Origin of the sequence: Deinococcus terrestris, from assembly GCF_009377345.1 — a bacterium.
Classification (GTDB): domain Bacteria; phylum Deinococcota; class Deinococci; order Deinococcales; family Deinococcaceae; genus Deinococcus; species Deinococcus terrestris.
Map to the genome: position 1 here is coordinate 124,543 of NZ_WBSL01000001.1, position 22,793 is coordinate 147,335.

Genomic DNA, 22,793 nt, shown 5'->3' on the forward strand with positions numbered 1-22,793 from the left:
GGTCAGTCTTCCGCGAGGTGCGACACCACCTGAATCTCGCCATAGCTCCCCTCCTGCTCTACGCTGAAGGCCCCCTCCTTCACGCCCTCCAGCAGCGCGGCGAAGTAGGTCGTGCGCTCACCCCAGTCCTGGGTCGGGACGCCGCCGAACGTGAAGGTCCGCAGCCGCCGCCCGAAGGCCCGCAGCGCCCCCAGCGCGTCGGCCAGGGTCAGGCGCTCGCGCGACAGCAGCGGTACCTCGACCTGCCGCACGGCGTTCTGCGCGGCCTTGACCAGCCGGGCGAGGCTGCGAGCAGGCTGCGCGGGACGCTCGCGCCGGGGGAGGTTGAGCGGGACCGGGCGGGCCGGAATCAGCCCCTCGCGCTCGCGGCGGCGGGCGGCCAGAAAGCCCACCAGCGCGTCGAGTTCGGCCAGCGCCTCTACCCCTTCCACGAGGCCGTCCAGTGGGTCCGTGTCCCAGTCCCCGTCGGGCGCGGGGTCCGGCTCGGGGGAGGGAAGCAGCAGCCGCGCCTTGAGCGCGATCACACCCGCCAGCGCGGGGAGAGCCTCCGGGTGTCCCTCCACCCCCTGCGCCCGTGCCCACCCCAGGACCTCGCGGGTGAGGTGCAGCAGGCCCACCTCACCTGGTTCGACCCGGGCCGTCCGCAGGGCCGAGGCCAGCTCCGCGAGGCTGCCCTCGAAAGCCGGGAGCCGCACGACGAAGCCCGTCGGCGTGGGCGGGGCCAGGATCGTCACGGCTCTAGCGGGCCTTCAGGAAGCCGACCTTCTCGCGCACTTCCTCCATGACCGGGCGGGCGATGGCGCGGGCTTCCTTCGCCCCCTGCTCCAGCGCGTCGCGCACGAGGTCGGGGTCGGCACGGAGGTCGGCGGCCCGTGCTTGCAGCGGCTCCAGTTCGCGGCGCACTCCCTCCATCAGCATCTTCTTGCAGTCCACGCAGCCGATTCCGGCGGTGCGGCAGCCCGCGTAGACCGTCTCGATGGTGGGCCGGTCGGAAAAGAGCTTGTGGTAATCCCCGATCAGGCACTTGTCGGGGTCGCCGGGATCGGTGCGCCGCACGCGGGCGGGGTCGGTGGGGGCCACCCGCACCTTCTGCCAGATGGAGTCGAGCGGTTCCAGAATGCCCAGCGTACTCGTCTCGCCCTTGCTCTTGCCCATCTTGCCGTGGCCGTCCACGCCGGGAATCCGCAGGGCGTCCTTGGCGTACACGGCCTTCGGCTCGGGAAAGGTGTCGCCGTAGGCGTGGTTGAACTTGCGGGCGATCTCGCGGGTCAGCTCGATGTGCTGGGTCTGGTCCTCGCCGACGGGCACGGTGTCGGCCTTGTACAGCAGGATGTCGGCGGCCATCAGCACCGGGTACATCAGCAGGCCCGCCGGAACACTCTCCAGTTGCTCCGACTTGTCCTTGTACTGGGTCATGCGCTCCAGCTCGCCCACCGGGGTTAGCGCCGTGAACACCCAGCTCAGCTCGTGATGCTCGGGCACCTGCGACTGCACGAAAAAGGTGACCTTGGCGGGGTCGAGCCCGGCCGCGAAGTTGGCAACCGCCATCTCGAAGGTGCGCTCGGCGAGTCGGGCAGGGTCGTAGGCGGCGGGGTTGGTGATGGCGTGCAGGTCCACCACGCAGTAGATGGAGTCCTTGCCGTACTCCTCGCCCAGCCGCACATAGTTCTTCATGGCCCCGAAGTAGTTGCCGATGTGGGGGTCCCCGGTCGGCTGGATTCCTGAAAACACGCGCGGCATATCGGGAGGGATTCTAGCGGGCGGGAGCCGGGCGCCGCCTGCGCTGTCTGGCGGAGTATGGGAAAGGGGCGGCCCCCCTACGGAGAGCCGCCCCGGTTGCTGTGGGTGCGAGGGATTACTCGGTGGCCGGTGCCCCGGTTTCGGCGGGGGTGTCGGTCTGCGTCTCGCCCTCAGCCGGAGCTTCTGTCTGCGCGTCGGTGCCCGCAGCGTCGTCGGCGGGAGCAGCCGCATCTTCGGCAGCGGCGCCTTCGCCCTGGGCCGCGTCCTCCTCGCTGCCCCCGGTCTGCCCGGCGGGGGCGGGGGGCGGAGCGGCGGCCGCCACGCGCTTCTCCTGCGCGTCCAGCACGGCCTGAAGGTTGTTCTCGGGCTTAAGCTTGGCAACCTCGTCGGTCAGGAACTTCTGCCCGGCCTCCGAGCGCTTGGTCGCCAGCACCTGCTCGCGGATCTGGTCGCGGACCTCGGCCAGCGGCAGCACGACGGCGGGCGTCAGGCCCGTCACGTGGGCGACCACGTAGCGCTCGCCCACCTTGACCACGTCGCTGACGCGGCCCTGTCCAGCGGCCTTGAGGTTCTCGGCCCCGAAGACGGCAGCCTCGACTTCCTCGCCCAGGGTGCCGCTTCCGGCGCTGACCTCGCCGCGCTCGGAGACGGCGCCGCCCGCGCGGGCCGCCGCCTGAACGGGATCGCCACCCGCGAAGCTCTGGCGGAAGGCGGTGGCCTTCGCCTGATCGGGGAAGCTGACTTCCGCGACGGTGGCGCTGGCGGGGGTCTCGAACTGCGAGCGGTTCTGGGTGTAGTACGCCCGGACCTCGGCGTCGGTCACTTCCACGTCGCGCCCGCCGTAGGCGACCAGTCCGGCGGCCTGCTCCTGACGGGTGCCGGTCAACGCGAGCTTGAGGTTCTGCGCGACCTGCGGGGCGGCGTAGGCCTGAATCAGCTGGTCGGTGATCTGCGGCTTGAGCAGGCTATTGACGAGTTGCCCGGCCTGTTCGGCGGGGACCTGCCCCAGCAGCGAGGTGAACTGCTCGTTTTGCACGACCTGTTCGACCACCGCCGAGTAGGGAATCTCCTGCCCGGCCACAGCCGCGACCGTGGGGTTCTCGGTCTTCCAGTTGGGGTCGGTGACTTCCACCTTGATGTTCTTCTCGATGCCGCTGAACCATTCCTCGACGGCGCGGTTCTTCTTCTGCTCGGCGACCGTCTTCTGGGCGTCGGCCTTGGCCTGCTCGAAAGGCTTGACGGCGGGCGCGAGGTAGTCCTCGACCTGCACGATATAGAACTTGCCGCCGCTTTCCACCACGTCGGTCACGCCGCCCTCCGTGAGGGCGAAGGCCGCCGCGCCCACCTCGCTGGGCAGCGCGACCTGCGCGACCGGGCGGGGCTTGCCGTTCTCGACCGGCCCCAGAGCGCCGCCCCGGTCCTTGAATTCCGTGCTGTTGGCGCTCGCCAGCCCGGCGAAATCGGCCCCGCCGCGAATCTGACGCAGCAGGTCTTCGGCCTTGGCCTTGTCGGACACCACGATCTGACGGCCCACGATGCGGGCGTCGGTCTGGTAGCTCTCCGGGTTCAGGTCGTAGTGCAGCCGCACTTCGGCGTCCGAGGGGGCGGGGGCCGCCGCCTTGATCTCCTCGACCTTGCGGTTCACGGCGAGCTGGTCGCGGACCTGCTCCCGGAAGGTGGCGTCGGTCAGGCCCAGCCCCTGCAGGGCGTCGGTCCAGGCCTTATTGTCGGTCAGGCCGTTGGACTCGCGGATCTTGTCAACCTCCGCGTTCACGTCCGCGCGGCTCACGTCAATGTCCTGGGCCGCCTGCCGCAGCGCCACCTGCCGGGCCTGTTGGGCGACCACGTAGGTCTTGAAGTCGTCGGCCAGCGTGCCGCCCTGGGCGCTCGACAGCACCGGGTTGCTCTGGCGCAGCGCTTCGAGGTCCTGGACGGTCACCGTCTCGCCGTTGACGGTCATGGCCGGGGTTCCCTTGTCCCCGCCGCCGAACAGCGAGCCCACGTTGGGCGTGAACTGGTAGGCCATCCCGACCACCAGCAGCAGCGCGAGGACGCCCAGCAGGACGTTGAGGGCTTTTTTGTTCTTCACTTGATCTCCTTGTACGAAGGTGCTAGGTTACCTGGGCTATGCACTCGTAGCTCAGGTGGATAGAGCGTTGGCCTCCGGAGCCAAAGGCCACAGGTTCGAGTCCTGTCGAGTGCACCACAACTGCCCAGCACCCTGCGGGCATCCAGACGCCACCCTGTGGGGTGGTGTTTTTGTTGTAGCCCGGTCCGGTTAATCCGGCGGGAGAAGGCGGAGGTCCGGAAACACACGCGGGCGAGTCTAGCATGTTTGATTGAGGTCGCATGAAGCCGAAAACGCCGCTGTGGGCGACGTTTTCCCGCCGCCTCTCATGCCCGGTGTACCCTGGGGGCATGGACCTGCTTTCCCTGCTGACCCGCCTGCCCGGCTCTTACGCCGGACCCACCCAACCCGAACCCGGCCCGCACGGCCTGATCGGGGTGGGGGAGGGAGCACTCGCCGCGCACCTCGCGGCCACCCTGATTCCCGGCACCCTGACCCGCACGGGAACGCAGTTTGTCGTCTCCAGCGCCGACACCGCCGATGCCGCCCGCGACTACGCCGACCTCGCGGAGGTGGCGGGGGCCGGGGTGCGCCGGATCAGCACCGGGGGCGTGCCCGACGACGTGGACGTGCTGGTGCCGGGCGGCCTGCCCGCGACCTACCACGCGGCCCAGTACCTCGCCCACGCTTCCGGCCACGCGCAGGAGGCCGCCGAGGCGGAGACACTGCTCGCCACGCTGCGCGACCAGTGCGCCCCGGAGGTCACGGAGGGCAACCCCGCCCGCGACCTCGCGTGGTCGCTGTGGGGCCGCACGCCGCTGCTGCTCGCCGCCCCCGACGCCGAGGCGCTGCCGCACGCCTGGCAGTCGCTGCTCGCACGGGCAGGCAAGACGCTCGCCGTACCCGTGCTGGGCGACCCGCTGGCGGTGGCGACCGGGGCCTTCGAGGCCCAGCACGAGAAGGGCGACGCCAAGGTGGCCCTGATTCTGGGCGACCCCGACCCCACCCTGCATGTCGTGCGCGAGGTGCTGGAATCGCGCATCGACGAGGTGCTGCACGTGCCCTTCCCCTACGGCGAGGGCGGCGCCCCTCCCAGCGGGTACGCGGGCAGCCTCGCCCTGTGGTACTTCGGGGCCTGGGTCGCGGCCTACCTCGCCGAGCGCTACGGCGTCCAGCCCGCCGACCCCCCCGTCCTGGCCCGCGCCCAGTCGGTCCTGGCCGGGGAGGAAGACCCCGCCGCCCTCGGCCTGGGCCGCCCGGAGGACGTGCGCCGCACCCGCGTGGAGGACGACGAGGACTTCGCGGAGGGATTCGATGACGAGGACGACCTGGACGGGGAGTAAAGGCCGTAAGAGACAGGGGCGGGGTGCTGGAGAAGGCCCCGTTCCCCTGTTTAGAGCATTGGGCAGGATTGCGGCCCCCGGGGAACAGCGCCCCAGGTGCCTCCCCAAACGCCCAATGCTTTCCCTGAATACGCTCGCTCTGCCCAGCCAACGAGTGCGGGACACCACCCCATTCTTACGGCAAATGCTCTAGTCGGCGGCGGCGAGTTCTGCCGGGGCGGCGGCGGCCGTCGTTGACCGCCCGGCCAGGCCCAGCAGGTGGTGCACGGCGGCACTCCATCCCCCGTCATCCAGCACCCGGTAGAGGTGCGCCCACTGCCAGCGGCGGTAGGCGTCGGCGGCTTCGGCCATTCGCGTCTCGTCCGTAACGGGTTGGAGGTGCCGGGCGCTGAGGCTGCCTTCCAGTTCGCCCAGCGTTTTAGGACCGAGGGCAAAGGCGACCTGGCCCCCCTTTACCCAGGCCCGCAGGCTGGCCTCGTCGGGGAGGGCATAGAGGATCAGTTCACCGCCGGGGTGCGGCTGCCCGGCCTCCACCAGACTCAGCCCCGGCACCTGACCCGCCAGGTACGCCGCGACCGGGCCGTCGGCATAGGCACTCGCCCCAGTTCGCAGGTGGTTCATTGCCTCGCGGGGGTCGAGGCGGGGGACCGGGGTGGGAGCGGATTCACCGTCAAGGCCCAAAAGGCCGGGGGGCCGCAGCGCCTGCCCCTGCCACTCCAGCCGTGTCCGCCCGCGCCACTCGTCTTGCGACAGGTGCGTGGCGAGGTCGTGGTCGCCGTCCGCCGCCCGCGTCTCCCCGTGCTTGATGCCCCGCAGGCCCCCCGCCTGGAATTGCAGGCTGGTGCCGCGCCCGCCCACCAGCCGCGTGCCCGAGAGCGGCGAGCGCACATGCCACAGCGGCGGTGTGTGTCCGGTCCCGAAGGGTTCGAGGGCCGCCGCCTGCTGCGCGAGGTCCGGCGTCGCGGCCAGTGGCGGCAAGGGCGCGTCCAGCCGCCAGGCCGGAACCGGGCGGGGAAACTGGCGCACGTAACCGTGAATCCGGTCCCGCAGCGCCGCGAAGTTCGCCTCGTCCAGAGAAAAGCCCGCCGCGCCGGGGTGACCGCCGAAGCGCCTCAGCAGGTTCTTGTTCTGGGAGAGCCCCTCCACCGCGCTGATCCCTGGCGTGGAGCGCACCGAGCCCTTGCCCTGCGCGACGATATACACCGGGCGGTAAAAGGCTTCCACCAGTTTGCTCGCCACGATGCCCATCACGCCCGCGTGCCAGTCGGGGTGCGTGAGCACCAGCGCGGGATCGGCGGGGTCAGCGAGCGCGAGGGCCTCGGCGTACATGCGGTCTTGCAAGACCCGGCGCTCGCCGTTGCGTGACTCCAGGTAGGTCGCCAGCGTCTGCGCCTGGTGCTCGCTCTCGGTGGTCAGCAGCTCCAGCGCGAGGTCCGCTTCGCCCAGCCGCCCCGCCGCGTTCAGCAGCGGCGCGAGCAAAAAGGCCACGTCGCGGGCAGTGGGGCGCTCGACCTTCTTGGCCTGAAGCATGGCCCGCAGCCCTGGAATGGCCGAATGCGCCAGTTCCTCCAGCCCGCGCCGGACCAGTGCCCGGTTCTCCCCGACCAGGGGCGCCACGTCCGCCACCGTTCCCAGGGCGGCCAGCGCCGCGAGGGGGGTCGGGGCGGGCAAGCCCAGTTCCTCGTGCACCGCCCACAGCAGGTGATAGGCCACGCCCGCCCCGGTCAGGTTGTGGACCTCCGGGTCATAGTTCGTCGTCTCATGGGGGTGAACGACCAAGGTCGCGGGGTAGCCGGGACCCGGCGCGTGGTGGTCGGTCACGATGACCTCCACGCCGAGCGCCAGCAGCGCCCGCACCTCCTCCAGATTGGTGACCCCGCAGTCCACCGTGACCAGCAGGTCGCAGGCGGCGGCGTGTTCCTCCACCCGGTCTGGGTGGATGCCGTAGCCCTCGTTGAGGCGGTGGGGAATAAAGCCGTGGACCTCGGCTCCCAGCGCCCGCAGCCCCCGCACCAGGATGGCGGTGGCCGTCACCCCGTCAGCGTCGTAATCCCCGTGGATGCGGAGGCGCTTCCTGACCCGCACCGCTCCCACCACCCGCCGGGCCGCTTCCCGCAGCGCCGGGTTGGGGGTCGGCCGCAACGCCGGGTCCAGCCGGTCGGGGGTCAGGCCGCGCCCATGCAGCACCTGGGCCAGAGGCGCGGAGACTCCCCAGGTCCGCATGGTGCCCAGCAGGGCCTCGCGGCTCGCGGGCGGGGCCAGCAGCCAGCGGGCTTCCGGGGGAGTGGGGGCTGGGCGGCTCACGTATCCTCCGGGGCCGGGGTAACCGGGGGCACGGTTCCCAGCCGGGCTTGCAGGGCGGCCGTCAGGCGGCGCTCCAGCAGTGCCCTCTCGCGGCGGCCCCGGCGCCCCCGCCACGCCGAGCTCCACAGCGGGGGCAGCAGCAGGAGGGCCATATAGGCGGCTCCCAACGCGGCGAACAGCACCACCGCACTTCCCAGCGGCAGCAGTGCCTCGCCCTGGCCCAGCGGCAACGGAAGCCGCACGGGTACCGGATTCTCCAGCGCGACGAGCAGCAGGTACCCTCCCAGCGCGAGCAGCAGCAGCACCTGAATCAACTGCACGAGTCGCATACCCTCAGAGTCTACCGCGCGGCCCGGCCACACACGGCAATGAAAAAAGGTCCCCCGCAGGGGACCCCGTTCAGCGGTGGCTGGATTAGAAGTAGAACTTCAGACCGGCGCGGACGGCGGGCACGAAGCCCCGGTCTTCCACGTTGTCGCTGCCCTGCACTGCACCCGTGCCGTTGTTGCTCAGGTAGTAGCGGCCATTTCCTTCCACGAAGGCGGCGATGGAGTTGGTCACCTGGAAGTCCACGCCCACAAGCGCGTTGACGTAGGTGTCGGTCGCGTTGGAGGTGGGGTTCGGGGTGGCCGTGGTGGGGCGGGCAGTGCTGCTGGTCAGGCCCAGACCCACGCCCGCGTAGGGCTGGATGTTCGTGCCGGTGTTCAGGCCGATGGTCGCGTTCACGTCCGCCGAGATGGCGTTACGGCCCGGCTTGTAGTCGGCCGAGACGCGGGCGCCGAAGGGACCGATCAGCGAGGTGGTGCCCACCATGCCGCCGAAGCTGGCGCAGTAGTTCACCGCGCGGCCGTCTGCGTTGGGGATGTAGCAGGGCGCGTCGCCCGCCGTGCTGGCACCCACCGAGACACCCGCGTACAGATTGCCGCGCGTGACGCCGTTGGTGGTGTCAGTGGGCGTCTCGCCGATCACGACGGTGGTGGGGGGCGTCACGATGGTCGTGGTGCCGCCCGTGGTGGTGTCGGGCTGGGCCGCGCGGGCTTCCAGGGCCGCGATGCGGGCTTCCAGGGCGGCGGTGTCGGCCGCCGCTCCGGCGGGGCCAGCGGGGCCTGCCGGACCCGCGGGACCCTGAGGACCGGCGGGGATGTTGCGGATCGCCGTTTCCAGCGCGTCGATGCGGGCAGTCAGGGCGGCCGTGTCGGCGCCTGCGGTCCCGGCCGTGCCCAGCGCGTTGATGCGCTCTTCCAGGGCCGCGATGCGGGCCTGCTGCTCGGCGTTCAGGCGCTCGAGGTCCGTCACGCGGGTGCTGATGGCCGCCAGCTCGGTGGCGACTTCCTGCATCCCGGCGGTGATGGTGGCGAGGTCGCTCTGGCTGAGGGTGCTGTTACTCAGCGAGCCGGACTGCAGCAGGCGGAAGAAGATCAGCGCCGCCTCGTAGCGGGTGATGTTCTGGTTGCCGCGGAAGGTCCCGTCCGGGTAACCCTGAATCAGGCCGCGCTGCACGAGGAGGTCGACCGCGTCCTTGGCCCAGTGCCCGGCAGGCACGTCGGTGAAGGTCACGACCTGGGCTGGGGCAGCCGTCGTCGTGGTGGGGGTCGTCGTCGTATCGGTCTGGGCGCTGGCGGCACCCAGGGCCAGGGCCAGGGTCGAAGCGAGGGTCAGGGACTTGCGCATAGTTCTCCTTTGAAACGCGGGTAAAGCGGCTGATCCGCCCCGCTGCACGGCCTCACCGTAGGAGGATGCCGTGAGGACGCCATGAACTGTAACCCCTCCCGCCATCCATGACATGACTGTTTCTTCTCAGAAACCTCAAGGGGGCGCCCTCGCTAAATACCGTGTGAGAGAGAGGCGTCCTCCGATGAGGAATCTGACGGGGTTCTCAGGGAAGAGGAGGGATGGGGCGCCCTGGCCTCTCCCGGTCCGCCGACCCGGACCGGTTGTTCGGGGGCGCCTCCCTATACTGCCCGCCATGAGTCAGATTCACCTGCGGGCAGAACCGGGCGACGTGGCGGAGTACGTGCTGCTTCCGGGCGATCCGGGCCGGGCGCGGCGCATCGCCGAGACGTATCTGGAAGATGCCCGCCTCTACACTGAGCACCGCCAACTGCTGGGCTTCACCGGCACCTATCAGGGCGTGCGCGTCAGCGTGCAGACGACCGGGATGGGCTGCCCCAGCGCGGCCATCGTCGCGGAGGAACTCGCGCGGCTGGGGGCGAGGACGCTGATCCGCGTCGGCACCCTGGGCGGCGCGACCCCCCGCGTGCAGCCCGCCGACCTCGTGGTCGCCACCGCCGCCGTGCCCAACGACGGGACCACCCGGCAGATGCTGGGCGGCGCCCCCTACGCCCCCGCCGCCAGCTTCGAGGTCGTGGAGGCGGCGGTCGCCTCGGCCCGCGAGCTGGGAGTGCCCCACCACGCGGGGCTGATCATGACGGAGGACGCCTTTTACGCGAGCACGCCCGAGCACGCCCGGCTGTGGGCCTCGCGTGGAGTGCTGGGCTTCGAGATGGAGGCCAGCGCCGTCTTCCTCGTTGCCGCCCAGCACGGCCTGCGGGCGGGGTGCCTGACCGCGTGCAGCAACGACATCGGGGACCCGCAGCTCGTGCCCGACGAGGTGCTGGCGCAGGGGGTCGACCGGATGGTGCGGGTGGCGCTGGACGCGGTGGTGCGGCTGGCCGGGGCCGAAGCCCACTGACCCCGGCTGCCGGGCGTGGCAGGATGAGCCCATGACGATGCTCGACGAGATTGAGTTCAACCATATCCAGCTCGACCAGCACGGTCCGCTCGCAGTGCTGACCGTCAACCGCCCGAAGGCGCTGAACGCGCTGAACGCCGATACCCTGGCCGAGATCAGCGTGGCCCTCGACGCGGTCGTGGACGTACCCGAGATCGGCGCCCTGATCGTGACCGGGGGCGGCGACCGCGCCTTCGTGGCGGGGGCCGACATCAGCGAATTGGCCGAACTGGAGGACGTGTATCAGGGCCGCGAACTCGCCCTCGCCGGGCAGGACGTGATGCAGACGGTGGCGAACCTCCCGATCCCGACCATCGCCGCCGTGAACGGCTTTGCCCTGGGCGGCGGGCTGGAACTCGCGCTGGCCTGCGACGTGCGGGTGGCCTCACCGGGGGCCAAGCTGGGTCTGCCCGAAGTGTCGCTGGGTCTGATTCCCGGCTTCGGGGGCACCCAGCGCCTCGCCCGGCTGATCGGAGCGGGTCCGGCCCTCGACCTGATGCTCACCGGGCGGCAGATGGCTGCGGAGGAGGCCCTGCGCCTGGGACTGGTGAACTACGTCGCGGACGATCCCCTGCAAAAGGCCCGCGAGGTTGCCGAGCAGATGGTGCGGCACGCGCCCATCGCGCTCTCGCTGGTCAAGGAGGCAGTGCGCCGGGGGCTGGACACCTCGCTGGAGGCGGGGCTGGAGATTGAGGCCGACCTCTTCGGGATGCTGGTGGCGACCAAGGATTTCCGCGAGGGCACGTCCGCCTTCCTGGCCAAGCGCAAGCCGGAGTTCCAGGGTGAGTGACCCCCGGACGCCGCCTGAACCGGAACGCTCCGGCCGGGAGCGGCTGGAGCATGGGGCGGGCGACTCCAAGTTCACCCTCAGCGTGGCGGGGGGGCACCTTCAGGACGTGGAGGGCCGCCACAGCGAGGGGGCTGAGGGAACGCCGGACGCTCCGCCGCCCCCACCCGCCGACGTTCCGGCCGACGGGCGCGTTGTCGAGTTCACCACCCCCCGCGCCAAGCTGATCGCGGAAGCGCACGGGGCAATCCACGCCGATCTCCAGGCCTATCCCCGTGCGCTGGCCGCCTACGAGGCCCTGCGCGGCGATCCCGAGGCCCTGGCCCACTGGGACATGGCGAACTACATCACCATGCGCAAGCTGGGCTACAACGACCACGGGCGGGTCCATTCCTTTATCACGGGCGCGGCCAGCATGGCGATCACCGAGCTGCTGCTGGAGGCCGGGGTGCGCCCGGACATCATGGAGTCGGGGGTGGGCGACGCCGACGACGTGTTCCTGGCGGTGATCCTGGGCACCATGCTGCACGACATCGGCAACCAGATTCACCGGGTGGGGCACGAGGCGCACGGCGTAGCCCTCGCGCTGCCGATTCTCGACCGCATCCTGGGGCCGATCTACCCCGACCCCTTCAAGCGGACCAAGGTGCGCTCCTTTATCCTGGGGGCGATCAACTGCCACGACCTCAGCCCCGTGCCCTTGACGCTGGAGGGCGGCATCACGGCGGTCGCGGACGGCACCGACATCACCAAGGGGCGCGGGCGCAAGGCCTTTGCGCTGGGCAGCGTGGACATCCACTCCATCAGTGCGCTGGCCGTCGATCAGGTCGTGATCGAGCGCGGGCGCGACAAGCCGGTGCTGATCAATGTCACCATGAACAACTCCGGCGGCATCTTTCAGGTTGAGGAGGTGCTGGCCCCCAAGGTCATCCGCACGCCCATGAGCCGCTACGTGGAGCTGCGGGCCACCACCCGCGCGGAGGGGGACGAGCAGATTCTGCGCCGGGTGCGGCTGGACGGCGACCACTTCGTGATGGACCTGGAAGGGGGCGAGCGGGTGGTCACGCCCGTGGTAGACCGCCGGGAGCAGGTGGCGCAGGCCGTGGCCGAGGTGCTGGACGCGGGAACGCAGGGACCTTAACCGTTCCCCGCCCCCACATCTGCAGCCCGGCCCCCGCCGCTACACTGACCGCGTGACGAGGGGTTACGCCATCGCTGTTTCTGCCGCCGCCTTGCTGGGCGGCGCACTCGCTATGGGCCTCGCTGCCGGGGACACCGGACGCCTCGCGCCGGGGCTGGTCGTGGGGACCGTGCCCGTCGGTGGCTTGACCCCCGCCGAGGCCCGCGCCCGGCTGACCGGGCAGCCGGTGGCCGTCCCGCAGGTGACGGTGCAGGCTGGAAAGAAGACCTGGACCGTCCCCGCCACCCGTCTGGGCTGGAGCGTGGACCCGGCGGCGAGCGTGGCGGCGGCGGTGCGGGCGTCCGGGGACCGCGACCTGTGGCAGAAGGTGCGAGGCATGGTGGGGCAGGCCCCCACACAGACGTTGCCCCTGGTCACGCGGGTGGATGAGGCGCGGGCGCGGGCGGCCCTGGAAGCCCTGACTCGCGACCTCGCCACCAACCCGAAGAACGCGGCCATCTTCTTCGACAAGACGGCCCGGCGCTACGCCCTGAAGCCCGACCAGCCCGGCCGCCGTCCCAATGCGGCGGCAGCGGCCCGGACCTTTGCTGCCGACCCTGGCCAGACGCGCCTCTCGCTGCCCATCACCGAGTGGCCCGCCCAGCACACCGCCGCCAAGCTGCGCCCCCACGTCGAGCGCGGCAACCGCCTGATGCGCCCCCTCGCTGTGAAGTTGCAGGGCACCGACCGGGGCGGGGCGCTGACGGCCCTCCAGGTGGCCGATCTGTACTGGGTGCGCGAGAGCGGCATCGAACCCGACGAGAAGACCCTCCGCGCGGCCTTCGACCGCCTGACGGGTGCGGTGGACCGCCCCGCGCAGAACGCCCGCTTCCGGCTGCAGGGGGGCAAGCTCGTGAAGGTGAAGGAGGAGGCGGGCCGCGTCACCGACCGCCAGGCCGCGCTCGCCGCCTTCCGAAAGGCGGTGCTCGACCCGGCGGCGACCTCGGTGGTGTTCGCGTCCAAGGCGAGCCGTCCCAGCCTGAAGCTGGCCGGCCTCCCCATCCCCGACCAGCTCGAACTGGTCGCCTCGGGGACCAGCACCTACCACGGCAGCAGCGCCGAGCGCCGGACCAACGTGGCCGTGGCCGCCGCGAACATCCACGGCTACGTGGTGCCCGAGGGAGGTGAGTTCAGCTTCCTGTCGGCGCTGGGCAGCATCACCCCCGAAAACGGCTTTGTCGGCGGCCTGATCATCAGCGGGGGCCGCACGGTGGAGGGCCTGGGCGGGGGCGTGTGCCAGGTGTCCACCACGGCCTTCCGGGCGCTGTACCAGGCGGGCCTGCCCGTTACCGAGCGGCACCAGCACTCCTACCGGGTGGGGTATTACGAGCCGGAGGTGGGGTACGAGGCCGCCGTGTACGATCCCGGCCTCGACCTGCGCCTGAAGAACGACACGGGCGGTCCCCTGTTCATCAAGGCGGTCAACGACAACGCGAGGAGCCGTCTGGAGGTGCAGGTCTGGGGTATCAAGCCGGAGCGCACGGTCACGGTGAGCCCCGCCGTCATCCACCGCTACACGCCGCACCCGCCCGCGCAGTACGTGGTCAACCGCACCCTCGCCCCCGGCGCCGTGCGGCAGGTGGACTGGGCCAAGGACGGCTATGACCTTTCCATCACCCGGACGATCAAGGACGGGAAGGGGACGCGCACCGACCAGACGAGGACGAGCTACAAGCCTTGGCGGGCGGTGTACGAGGTGGGACCGCAGTAGGGGGAGAGGTTTCCCTTCCTACAGTCTCTCCCAGAACCCCCGCAGGTCCGGCGCGAGCGGCGCCTCCGCCGCGAATTGCGTGCCCCCCCAGGGAAAGGCGATGCGGGCCGCGTGCAGCGCCTGCCGGGGCAGCAGCAGCCGCGCGGTCAGCTCGGGCGTCTGCCCCCCCTCCATGAAATCGAGGAACGCCTGCGGGTCGCGCCCGTAGATCTTGTCGCCCACCATCGGCAGCCCGAGGTGCGCGAGGTGGGCGCGAATCTGGTGCAGCCGCCCAGAGCGGGGATAGGCCTCCAGCAGGGTGAAGCCGCCCCGGCGCTCCAGCACCCGGAAATCGGTGATGGCAGGCTTGCCGTCCGGCACGACCGCCTGTCGAATCACGATGCGGTTCGCGCCCCCCAGCCCCAGATCGCCCAGCGGGGCGTCGAGCGTGGTCCGCTCCCACTCCGGCGAGCCGTGGACGATGGTCTGGTAGGTCTTGCCGACCAGATGCTCCTTGAACAGGGTGAAAAAGCGCCGCGCGGCGTCCGCGTCGCGCGAGAGCAGTTGGGTGCCGCTCGTCTCGCGGTCGAGGCGGTGCGGGGGCGCGAGGTCCGGCTCGCCCGTCTCGGCCCGCATGAAGCCCAGCACGTCGGGCACGTCCACCCGCGCCCGCACCGGATGGGTCAGCCACAGCGCGGGCTTGCGGATCACGTAGAAGTCGGGATGCTCGACGAGCACGCGCGGCTTCTCGGTGGGGGGGAGGAGGGGGGCACGGGCCGCCGGACGGGTCACGGTCAGACCTCCCACACCGAGCGGTAGGTCCGTCCCCGCAACCGCTGAGAGAGGTCCACCGCCCGCTCCACTACGCGGGTCAGCCGTTCTGCCAACCCCTCGCCGGGCACGCCGTCCCCCACCCAGTCGGCCCCGGTCGCGTACACAAAATGCGGATTGACCACGCAGCGGAAGTCGGTCATCAGCCCGAAGGCGAAGGCCCCGTGGCTGAGGTACCCGTGCGGGAGGCCGCCCGACACCAGAAAGGTCACCGGCTGGTCGAACCACGCCCCGTGCAGGCCCCGGTCGGGATCGGTGCTGCCGGTCAGCTCGACGAGGGCCTTGGCGCCCGACCCCAGCCCCCAGTTGTAGACGGGGACGGCCAGAAAGATCCCGTCCGCCTCCCGAATGGCGCGGTGGTAGACCTCGGCGTTCGGGTGGGTGTAACAGGTGTCGTTGTCGAAGGGCGGTAGGGGCGTCCCCCGCAGGTCGAGCAGGGTGACCTGGTGGCCCCCTGCCCGGAGCTGCTCCGCCGTCAGGCCCGCCAGCCAGCGGCTGCGGCTGACGGGGTCGAGGCTGGTGGAGAGGACCGCGAACTTCACGCCCGGCAGGCTAGCAGAGGGTGAGGGACATTCCGGAGGGGGCGGGGCGTAGGCTGAGGGCGACGGGGCGAGGCCAGCCGACCGCGCCCCTGTGAGGAGGGGTGCGAATGCGCTTACAGGACAAGGTGATCGTGGTGACCGGGGCTGCCTCGGGGATGGGGCTGGCGATTGCCCAACTGTTCACGCGGGAGGGCGCGAAGGTCGTGGCCGCCGACTGGAACGGCGAACGGCTGGGGACGGCCGTGGAGGGCATCCGCGCCTCGGGCGGCGAGATCACCCCGTCGCAGGGGGACATCTCCGACCAGGCGAGCGCCGAGGCCCTGGTCGACCTCGCGGTCTCCACCTACGGGCGGCTCGACGTGCTGGTGAACAACGCCGGGGTGATGGACTACATGGCGGGCGTGGGCGAACTCACCGACGAGGTGTGGACACGGGTGCTGGGCATCAACCTCAACGGCCCGATGTACACCAGCCGCCGCGCCGTGCGGCAGATGCGGGAGCAGGGGGGCGGCTCCATCGTGAACGTCGCGTCCACGGCGGCGCTCAGCGGGGGGGCGGCGGGCGCGGCCTATACCGCCTCCAAGCACGGGCTGATCGGCCTGACCCGCTCGACGGCATGGATGTACGCCCAGCAGGGCATCCGTTGCAACGCGATCTGCCCCGGCGCGACCAAGACCAACATCGCGGAAACCATGCCGCAAGACCGCCTTGACCCCGCCGGGGCCGCCCGCGCGGGGGCCTTCGCCGCGCTCGTTCCGGCCTACCTCGACAGCCTGGACATCGCGCAGCTCGCCCTGTTCCTGGCCTCCGACGAGTCGCGCTACATCAACGGAGCGATCATTCCGGCGGACGGGGGGTGGATGGCGCTCTAGAACCTGGGTTCCGGTGACGGTGGCGTACCCGCGTGCCGGAATCTGGAAGTCGTCCGGTAGGCTGCGGGGCGGAGGTCTTCCCTCATGGTGTCCCGCTTTCGCGCCGTGCCCGTTCACGTCCGCCTGTCGTGGCTGTTGCCGCTCGCCTTTGTGCTGGCCGCGCTCGCCCTCGCCGTCACGTCGCCGGGCGAGCCACGCGCCCGCTTCGCGCACCTTGCCCTGGTGGACGCCACGGTCAGCACCGCGCTGATCGTCCTGCTGGTCACGCCCGCCGCCCAGCGGGGCTGGCACAGCCTCCTTGGCGTGGGGCTACGGGGCGTGGCCCTCACCGCGCTCGTCTTTCCGGAGGTGCGGGCATACCTGTGGCTGGACCTGCTCGGCCTCCTGGTGGGGGGCGTGATGCTGCGGCGGGGCTTCCGGACGCCGCTTCCGGAAGGCTACGCCGAACTCGACGACCTGGAACGCCTCTACGCCTTCTGGGGCCGGCTGAGCCGCAGCCCCAGGCTCGCCCGCCTTCCCCTGTACGACCTGCTGCTGTTTCGTCACCTGGTGGTGCGTCCGCGTCTGCCGGAGGGCCAGCACTTCGGCACCCGGCGGGGGGCGACCACCGGGGCCACCTTCACCCTGCTCGTGTTCGGGAGTGGGGTGGAGGGGCTGCTTGCGCACGTCCTGCTGGAGCGGTGGAACACGGCGGCCGCTTGGATCTGGACGGGACTCAATGGACTGGGCCTGCTGTGGCTGCTGGCTTATGGCCGCGCCCTGGCGACCCGGCCCGTCACCGTGGGGCGTCGGCGGCTCTACCTGCGTTCCGGCCTGCACTGGACCGGCAGCACGCCACTGGCGAATGTCGAGGAGGCCGTGCCCTACGACGCAGAGCGGGATGCCGGTGCGCCCTGCATCGCCATCGACGTGAAGTCCAACGTGACTCTGCGTTTTGCTCAGCCCGTGCGGCTGTACGGCGTTTACCTCACCGAGCGCGAGGTGGAGCGGGTGGCGCTGCATCTGGACGACCCAGCCGCGTTTCTGAAGGCCCTGGGCCGTTAAGCCAGCCCCAGCCCCGCCCGGATCTGAGCCTCGTCCGCCTCCGCGCCCACCAGCACGCGCTCGACCTGCCCACCGGGGCCAGTCACCAGCAGGGTGGGGAAGACGTTGACCCCGTAGGCCCGGCGCAGCGTGCCGTCCCGGTCCAGCAGCAGGGAGCCGCCGTAAACCTGTTCGGGCACCTCACCCCGCCGGGCGTCCACCACCCGCAGGTCGAGGTCAGAGGACGCCGCCAGCTGCCCGATAAAGAGGTCGATGCCGTCACAGGGGGCGCACCCCTCGCTCTTGAAGTACAGCAGCGAGCGCCGGGTCAGCCCCAGCGCGGGCGGCGGCGCGACCGTCTGCCCGGCCTTCACCGCCGAGCGGGTCAGCAGGCTGCCGAGGGCGCGGCCGAGAAAGGCGGGAAGCCGCAGCCGAATCTGCCGGGGTGGAGTGGACATGGTGCCGGGAGGTACGGGGCGGGCGGGGCCGGGGTTCCCCAACCCTCCTCTAAGCCACAAGGCCCACGTTCCCGCTCCCCCACCGTTGTTATGCTCCTCCACGACATGCCGTTCGACTCCCGCGCCCTGACTGCCCTCGATTTTCCGCGTATTCGTGACGCCCTGTCACAGCGCAGCGCCACGTCGCTGGGGGTGGAGCGGGCGCGGGCGCTCTCGCCCTCGGACGACGCCGGGCGCATCGCCCGCGAACTCGACGAGGTCGAAGACGCCCTGTTCGGGGTCAGCCTCAGCCTGGGCGGGATTCAGGACATCCGCGAACTGCACGCGCGGGCGGGGGAAGGGCGCGTGCTGGCGGGGCAGGAACTTCTGAACGCCGCCTACTCGCTCGACGGCGCGATGACGGTCAAGCGGGCGATCAACACGAACTCGCGCGGTCCGCTGCGCGACGTGGCGCTGGGACTGGGCGAACACAGCGAACTCGTGCGCCGCTTCCTTTCCTCCCTGGACCGCGATGGCGGCGTGCGCGACGACGCCTCGCCCCGGCTGCGCGACCTGCGGAGCCGCATTGACCCCCTCCGCAACCGCATCCGCGAGCGCGTGACCGCCACACTGGAGAAGTGGGCGGAGGTCTTGCAGGAGCACATCGTCACCATTCGCCGCGACCGCTACGTGCTGCCCGTGCAGGCCAGCCGGGTGGGGCAGGTACAGGGCATCATCGTGGACGCTTCGGCCTCGGGGCAGACCTATTTCGTTGAACCCGCCACCATCACGCCGCTGAACAACGAACTCGCCCGCCTGATTCTGGACGAGGAGGCCGAGGTCCGCCGTATCCTCACCGAGCTGTCGGGCCTGCTGGCGCAGGACGCGGATATCCCCATGACCCTCGCCACGGTGGGCGAACTCGACCTGATCGCGGCGAAGGCGCGGCTGGCCCGCGACTGGCACCTCAACCGCCCCGAGCAGGTGGGGGACCACACCTACGACCTGCGGGAAGCGCGGCACCCCCTGATCGAGAACCCGGTGCCCAACGACATCAGCCTGGGCGACACCAAGATGCTGCTGATCACCGGGCCGAACATGGGCGGCAAGACGGCCACCCTCAAGACGCTGGGCCTCGCTGTGCTCATGCACCAGTGCGGGCTGTACGTGGCGGCGGCCTCGGCGCGGCTGCCGGTGGTGCGCGACGTGCTGGTCGATATCGGGGACGAGCAGAGCATCGAGGCCAGCCTGTCCACCTTCGCCTCGCACCTCAAGCACCTCCGGTTCGTGCTGCGGCACGCGGCCCCCGACACGCTGGTCCTGATCGACGAGCTGGGCTCCGGCACCGACCCTGCCGAGGGCGCGGCGCTGGCGCAGTCCTTGATCGAGACACTGCTCGCCCAGGACGCGCGGGGCATCATCACCTCGCACCTCTCGCCCCTCAAGCTCTTTGCGCTGGAGACGCCGGGCCTGAAAAACGCCAGCATGGGCTTCGATCTGGAGGCGCTCGCGCCCACCTACCAGTTGCAGGTGGGGCAGCCGGGCCGCTCCTACGCCCTCGCCATCGCGCGGCGGATGGGCCTGCCGGGAGATGTGCTGGCGCGGGCCGAGGCGTTGCTGGGACCGGACGCGGGCCTGATGGAGCGGATGCTGGAGGGGCTGGAACGCGAACGCTCGGACCTCGCGGGCGAGCTGGAGCGGGCCACCAGTGCCCGCCGTGAGGCGGAGGCCGAACTCGGGCGCGTGCGGCAGGAACGCGAGACGCTGGAACAGCGCCGGAACGAGATGATCGCGGAGGCCGCTCAGAAGGCCGAGACGCTCTACGCCGACGCCATCGAACGTGTCCGCTCGCTGCGTGCCCGCGCCCAGGAGGACAGCGCCCGCCCCCGCGTGATGCAGGAGCTGCGCGAACTGCGCACGGCGGCGCAAAAGGCCCGTCCGGCCCCGCCCGCCCCCCGCGAAGACCGGGGCGACCCCATCCGGGTGGGCAGCCGGGTGGACGTGCCCGCCTACGGGGCGCAGGGGCAGGTGCTGGAGATGCGCGGCGACGACCTCGTGGTGCAACTCGGCGTGATGAAGGTGGGCGTCAAGCGCCGTGACGTGCGCCTCAAGCCCGAGCCCCAGGTCAAGGCCCCCCGACCCACCTTCGCCGGGACCGCGCCCAGCCGTTTCGAGAACGAGCTGCAACTGCGCGGCCTGGGAGTGGAGGAGGCCGTGGAGGAGCTGCGGACCGCGATCAGCGAGGCCCACGCCCTGAAAGAAAGCCCGCTGCGGGTGGTCCACGGCAAGGGGCAGGGCGTCTTGCGGCGACTGCTGCGCGACTACCTCAAGACCGACAAGCGGGTCGAGTCCTTCCACGACGCGGAGGCCAACCAGGGCGGGCACGGGGTCACGGTGGTGAATATCAAGCGCTGACGGACAGAGGCCAGTCAGACTTCCGCCAGCTGTGAGCGGGCACAATAGCGGGGTGAAGTCACTCCGCTCGTGTCTCCTGGGTTCACGTCTCCTGGCCCTGGGTCTGCTCGCCGCCGGAACGGCCGGTGCCCAGTCCTCGTCCTTCATGGGCTTTCAGATTCCGCCCAACTACCTCTCGCGCTTTGCCAGCACCGAACTCGTGATCTCCACCGAGGCCGGGTACGGGGTGCGGGCCTTTCCGCTGCTGTTCCCGCAGGACATCCGCGTGTCGGTGGTCAAGGCGCCAACCTACTGGGACTACAACGTCAGTACGCGGGTGCAGGACACCACGCTCGCGGCGGGCGTCTTTTACAACGTGCCCCGGCTGGAGGTCACGCACGACCCCCCGAAGGGCCTGCAATTCGGCGGGCTGATTCAGGGCGGGGGCAACCTGACGAAGTTTTCGGCGGGGTACGCGCACCTGCTGTGGGAAGACCGGGCGCGGCTGCTGGGCAATGTGGGCGTGGCCTTTGTGGGCGGGAACGGCGTGCCCTACGCCCAGACGGAGGCGACCGCGGGGTATGGCCGCAGCTTCGGCAAGCTCAACACCTACGTGGGCGGCGCGGCGCGGCTCTTCGCTTTCCCGGTGCAGCGGGACGCGCAGGGGAGCGTGGACGCGGTGGTCGTCCTGAACACCACGCCGCTGCCGGGCCTGACCCTGGACGCAACCCACTTCGAACGCTTCGTGACCGGCGAGGTCGCGGTGCCCGCCTTCAGCCTGGGCCGCTACAACGAGACGAAGGCGGGGGTGACCTACCGCCTGCCGGGCGACCCCGCCCTCGGCCTCGGCGCCATCCGCACCCGCCTCTCGCACGCCTGGCAGAGCGACGTGACCACCGTGTGGGGTGACGTGCTGCTGCGGCTGAATGTCCTTCCCAGCCTGGTCGGTCCCTCGGTGGGTTACCAGTGGACCCCGGACGGCAAGGGGCGCTGGCTGATCAGTCTGGTGACTCTGCCCAAGTGACCCCCGCCGAGGCCAGGGCACGTGCTACGCTCCCCCACCGATGAGCGCCGTGCCCGCCCCACCCCGCCTGACCGCCTCCCTGCTCGCGCCGGGGGCGGTCGCCTTTCTGACCCTCGGCGTCTTGCAGGCGATGTATGGAGCCGCCTTTCCCCTCTTTCAGGAGCGCTACGGGGTCGGGGCGGGCGTGGTGGGTTGGGTGGCGAGCGCCCACTTCCTGGGGTCGGCGTCGGCGCCGCCGCTGGTCGGGCTGGCGCTGGGGCGCGTCAGCGTGCGGGCGATGACCGTGGCCGGGGCGCTGGTCCTGGCGCTGGGGGTGCTGGGGGTGGCGGTGGCCCCCACCTGGCCGCTGGTGGTCGCGGCCGCGCTGGTGGGTGGCCTGGGGCTGGGCGCGGTCAGTGCCGCCGTCAACGCCGCCTACGCGAGTATCGGCACCCGCGCGGCGAACCTCGTCAACGCGGTCTTCGGGGTGGGAAGCATCCTCGCGCCGCTGCTGGTGCTGTGGCTGGGCGGCGCGTCGCTGGCGTGGCCCTTCGTGGTGGTGGCGGGCCTGAGCCTGCTGACCATCCTGGCCACCCGCATCTGGGGCGTGCCGGGGCTGCGGCCCCCCGCCGCCGGGACCCAGGCCGCCCGGCCGGGGCCGCTGCTGGTCCTGTTCGCGCTGGTGCTGGGACTGTACGTGGGGCTCGAGGTGGGCTTCGGGGCGTGGCTGGCGCGGCACCTGGGCAGCGTGGGCTTCGCGGCCCCCGCACTCATCCTCAGCGGGTACTGGGGCGGGCTGACGCTGGGGCGGGTGCTGACCGGGCTGGTCGGGGGACGGATCGCTCCGGCGAAGCTGGTGCTGGCCTCCGCCGCGCTGGCGACCCTGGCGGCGTTGGCGGCGACCATTCCAGCCCTGGCCCCCGCCGCCTACGTGCTCGCGGGCCTGAGCCTGGGGCCAGTGTTCGGCACGACGCTGGCGTGGACGGCCTCGCGCCTGCCTGCCCGGCAGGTCCCTTACCTGCTGGTGGCGGGGTCGGCGGGCGGGGTGCTGGCCCCGGCGGGACTGGGTGCCCTCGTCGCCGCCTTCGGCGCGGAGGCCGTGCCGCTCGCGCTCGCCGCGCTGGGGCTGGGGCTCACCGGGGTGGTGGCCCTCACGGCGCGGGTCTCGGCGCGGTCCCGGCCCGCCTGACGGACGCCCCCAGTGGTCCGCGTTGCCGCTCCGGCGGGCCTGTGGCACAATGCCGGGCGATTCTCAGAAATCCCGTTCCCGACATCACCCGTCCCCCACACAGCGGAGGTCCCCAGTGGTTCAGGCACCCCGGCAGGTCAAACTCACCCGCGAAGGCTTTGAACGCCTTCAGCGCACCCTCGCCCAGGAACAGGCCCGGCTCGCCGAGGCCACCCGCATCCTGCAAGAACAGATGGAAACCAGCGCCGACACCGAGGACACCGGCCTCGAGGACGCCAAGCGCGAGAAGATGGGCATCGAGGCCCGCATCGAGGAACTCGAAGAGACCCTCGCCCGCGCGTCGATTATCGAGGACCATGAGAACGACGGCCGCGTCGAACTCGGCGCTGTCGTGACCCTCGCCAACGAGGCGACCAAAAAGGACATGCGCGTGCAGGTCGTCAGCGCCCCCGAGGCGACCGTGCTGGGAGGCGGCCTGCCCCGCATCTCGGAAGACAGCCCGGTCGGCAAGGAACTGATGGGCCGCAAGAAGGGCGAGGCCTTCGTGGTCAACCTCGACAACGGCAAGCAGGTCAAGTACCGGGTGCAGAACATCGAGTACTGAGGGCGGGAGAAATCCCAACGGCCGGAGGCTGGGGCATGTCCCCGGCCTCCCTTGT

20 protein-coding genes and 1 tRNA gene are annotated in these 22,793 nt (G+C 71.1%); 12 read left to right on the top strand and 9 right to left on the bottom strand.

What is annotated here, in order from left to right; all coding sequences use genetic code 11:
* Nucleotides 1-2 precede the first annotated feature (2 nt).
* The 3 genes from F8S09_RS00690 to F8S09_RS00700 form a co-directional block, all read right to left on the bottom strand.
* Nucleotides 3-734, bottom strand: a complete 732-nt coding sequence (locus F8S09_RS00690) for a segregation and condensation protein A (RefSeq protein ID WP_322618386.1) — start codon at nt 732-734, stop codon at nt 3-5.
* A gap of 4 nt (nt 735-738) precedes the next feature.
* Nucleotides 739-1,740 (bottom strand): tryptophan--tRNA ligase, encoded by a 1,002-nt coding sequence (gene trpS, locus F8S09_RS00695; protein ID WP_152868096.1) that lies wholly within the window; start codon nt 1,738-1,740, stop codon nt 739-741.
* A 115-nt stretch (nt 1,741-1,855) separates the two neighbouring features.
* On the bottom strand, nt 1,856-3,829 hold the full coding sequence (locus F8S09_RS00700; protein ID WP_322618387.1) for a peptidylprolyl isomerase: 1,974 nt from the start codon (nt 3,827-3,829) through the stop codon (nt 1,856-1,858).
* Between the two features lie 40 nt (nt 3,830-3,869).
* Here F8S09_RS00700 and F8S09_RS00705 point away from each other — a divergent pair.
* Both F8S09_RS00705 and F8S09_RS00710 read left to right on the top strand, forming a co-directional pair.
* Nucleotides 3,870-3,946 (top strand) — tRNA-Arg (locus tag F8S09_RS00705).
* A 212-nt stretch (nt 3,947-4,158) separates the two neighbouring features.
* Nucleotides 4,159-5,151 (top strand): SIS domain-containing protein, encoded by a 993-nt coding sequence (locus F8S09_RS00710; protein WP_152868098.1) that lies wholly within the window; start codon nt 4,159-4,161, stop codon nt 5,149-5,151.
* A gap of 189 nt (nt 5,152-5,340) precedes the next feature.
* Here F8S09_RS00710 and F8S09_RS00715 read toward each other — a convergent pair whose 3' ends face one another.
* From F8S09_RS00715 to F8S09_RS00725, 3 genes are all read right to left on the bottom strand, one after another.
* A complete protein-coding gene (locus F8S09_RS00715) occupies nt 5,341-7,455 on the bottom strand; it encodes a single-stranded-DNA-specific exonuclease RecJ (RefSeq protein ID WP_322618388.1) in 2,115 nt (704 codons plus the stop codon).
* Entirely contained in the window at nt 7,452-7,784 is a 333-nt protein-coding gene (locus F8S09_RS00720; protein ID WP_152868100.1) for a lipopolysaccharide assembly protein LapA domain-containing protein, read from the bottom strand. Before F8S09_RS00720 ends, F8S09_RS00715 begins: the two co-directional genes overlap by 4 nt.
* Nucleotides 7,785-7,869: 85 nt before the next feature.
* Entirely contained in the window at nt 7,870-9,126 is a 1,257-nt protein-coding gene (locus F8S09_RS00725) for an S-layer homology domain-containing protein (protein WP_152868102.1), read from the bottom strand.
* A 295-nt stretch (nt 9,127-9,421) separates the two neighbouring features.
* Between F8S09_RS00725 and F8S09_RS00730 the strand changes: the two genes are divergently transcribed.
* The 4 genes from F8S09_RS00730 to F8S09_RS00745 are packed head-to-tail and all read left to right on the top strand — an operon-like array spanning nt 9,422 to nt 13,864.
* Nucleotides 9,422-10,147, top strand: coding sequence for a phosphorylase family protein (locus F8S09_RS00730; protein ID WP_152868104.1), 726 nt, complete (start codon nt 9,422-9,424; stop codon nt 10,145-10,147).
* A gap of 31 nt (nt 10,148-10,178) precedes the next feature.
* Nucleotides 10,179-10,976: an enoyl-CoA hydratase-related protein gene (locus tag F8S09_RS00735; protein ID WP_152868106.1), complete on the top strand. Its 798-nt coding sequence runs from the start codon at nt 10,179-10,181 to the stop codon at nt 10,974-10,976.
* 43 nt (nt 10,977-11,019) lie between these two features.
* Nucleotides 11,020-12,114, top strand: a complete 1,095-nt coding sequence (locus tag F8S09_RS00740) for a phosphohydrolase (protein ID WP_152869821.1) — start codon at nt 11,020-11,022, stop codon at nt 12,112-12,114.
* 52 nt (nt 12,115-12,166) lie between these two features.
* Nucleotides 12,167-13,864 (top strand): VanW family protein, encoded by a 1,698-nt coding sequence (locus F8S09_RS00745; protein WP_322618389.1) that lies wholly within the window; start codon nt 12,167-12,169, stop codon nt 13,862-13,864.
* A gap of 18 nt (nt 13,865-13,882) precedes the next feature.
* Here the strand turns inward: F8S09_RS00745 and F8S09_RS00750 are convergent, their stop codons facing one another.
* Both F8S09_RS00750 and F8S09_RS00755 read right to left on the bottom strand, forming a co-directional pair.
* Nucleotides 13,883-14,635, bottom strand: a complete 753-nt coding sequence (locus F8S09_RS00750; protein WP_322618390.1) for an RluA family pseudouridine synthase — start codon at nt 14,633-14,635, stop codon at nt 13,883-13,885.
* A 2-nt stretch (nt 14,636-14,637) separates the two neighbouring features.
* Complete coding sequence (locus tag F8S09_RS00755) at nt 14,638-15,216, bottom strand: NADPH-dependent FMN reductase (RefSeq protein ID WP_322618391.1); 579 nt, start codon at nt 15,214-15,216, stop codon at nt 14,638-14,640.
* A gap of 107 nt (nt 15,217-15,323) precedes the next feature.
* Here F8S09_RS00755 and F8S09_RS00760 point away from each other — a divergent pair, with 107 nt between their 5' ends.
* Both F8S09_RS00760 and F8S09_RS00765 read left to right on the top strand, forming a co-directional pair.
* Entirely contained in the window at nt 15,324-16,088 is a 765-nt protein-coding gene (locus F8S09_RS00760) for a glucose 1-dehydrogenase (protein ID WP_152868110.1), read from the top strand.
* Between the two features lie 84 nt (nt 16,089-16,172).
* Nucleotides 16,173-17,132, top strand: coding sequence for a hypothetical protein (locus F8S09_RS00765; RefSeq protein ID WP_194165178.1), 960 nt, complete (start codon nt 16,173-16,175; stop codon nt 17,130-17,132).
* Here F8S09_RS00765 and F8S09_RS00770 read toward each other — a convergent pair.
* Nucleotides 17,129-17,569 carry a TlpA family protein disulfide reductase gene (locus F8S09_RS00770; protein ID WP_152868112.1) on the bottom strand — a complete coding sequence of 147 codons (441 nt, stop codon included), beginning with the start codon at nt 17,567-17,569 and terminating at the stop codon, nt 17,129-17,131. The two genes, F8S09_RS00765 and F8S09_RS00770, sit on opposite strands and share 4 nt — an antisense overlap.
* Nucleotides 17,570-17,674: 105 nt before the next feature.
* On the opposite strand from F8S09_RS00770, the gene F8S09_RS00775 reads away from it, so the two are divergent.
* From F8S09_RS00775 to F8S09_RS00790, 4 genes are all read left to right on the top strand, one after another.
* Nucleotides 17,675-19,963: an endonuclease MutS2 gene (locus F8S09_RS00775; RefSeq protein WP_194165179.1), complete on the top strand. Its 2,289-nt coding sequence runs from the start codon at nt 17,675-17,677 to the stop codon at nt 19,961-19,963.
* 52 nt (nt 19,964-20,015) lie between these two features.
* Complete coding sequence (locus F8S09_RS00780) at nt 20,016-20,966, top strand: hypothetical protein (protein ID WP_322618392.1); 951 nt, start codon at nt 20,016-20,018, stop codon at nt 20,964-20,966.
* A 40-nt stretch (nt 20,967-21,006) separates the two neighbouring features.
* Entirely contained in the window at nt 21,007-22,134 is a 1,128-nt protein-coding gene (locus F8S09_RS00785) for an MFS transporter (protein ID WP_152868117.1), read from the top strand.
* A gap of 115 nt (nt 22,135-22,249) precedes the next feature.
* Nucleotides 22,250-22,738: a GreA/GreB family elongation factor gene (locus F8S09_RS00790; RefSeq protein WP_322618393.1), complete on the top strand. Its 489-nt coding sequence runs from the start codon at nt 22,250-22,252 to the stop codon at nt 22,736-22,738.
* The last annotated feature ends 55 nt before the right edge of the window (nt 22,739-22,793 follow it).

Bases quoted from the DNA above. Each gene is read 5' to 3' on its own strand.
- F8S09_RS00775 (WP_194165179.1), top strand. From the start codon at position 17,675: ATGCCGTTCGACTCCCGCGCCCTGACTGCCCTCGATTTTCCGCGTATT.
- F8S09_RS00720 (WP_152868100.1), bottom strand. From the start codon at position 7,784: ATGCGACTCGTGCAGTTGATTCAGGTGCTGCTGCTGCTCGCGCTGGGA.
- F8S09_RS00735 (WP_152868106.1), top strand. From the start codon at position 10,179: ATGACGATGCTCGACGAGATTGAGTTCAACCATATCCAGCTCGACCAG.
- F8S09_RS00725 (WP_152868102.1), bottom strand. From the start codon at position 9,126: ATGCGCAAGTCCCTGACCCTCGCTTCGACCCTGGCCCTGGCCCTGGGT.
- trpS (WP_152868096.1), bottom strand. From the start codon at position 1,740: ATGCCGCGCGTGTTTTCAGGAATCCAGCCGACCGGGGACCCCCACATC.
- F8S09_RS00770 (WP_152868112.1), bottom strand. From the start codon at position 17,569: ATGTCCACTCCACCCCGGCAGATTCGGCTGCGGCTTCCCGCCTTTCTC.
- F8S09_RS00760 (WP_152868110.1), top strand. From the start codon at position 15,324: ATGCGCTTACAGGACAAGGTGATCGTGGTGACCGGGGCTGCCTCGGGG.
- F8S09_RS00730 (WP_152868104.1), top strand. From the start codon at position 9,422: ATGAGTCAGATTCACCTGCGGGCAGAACCGGGCGACGTGGCGGAGTAC.
- F8S09_RS00765 (WP_194165178.1), top strand. From the start codon at position 16,173: ATGGTGTCCCGCTTTCGCGCCGTGCCCGTTCACGTCCGCCTGTCGTGG.
- F8S09_RS00785 (WP_152868117.1), top strand. From the start codon at position 21,007: ATGAGCGCCGTGCCCGCCCCACCCCGCCTGACCGCCTCCCTGCTCGCG.
- F8S09_RS00710 (WP_152868098.1), top strand. From the start codon at position 4,159: ATGGACCTGCTTTCCCTGCTGACCCGCCTGCCCGGCTCTTACGCCGGA.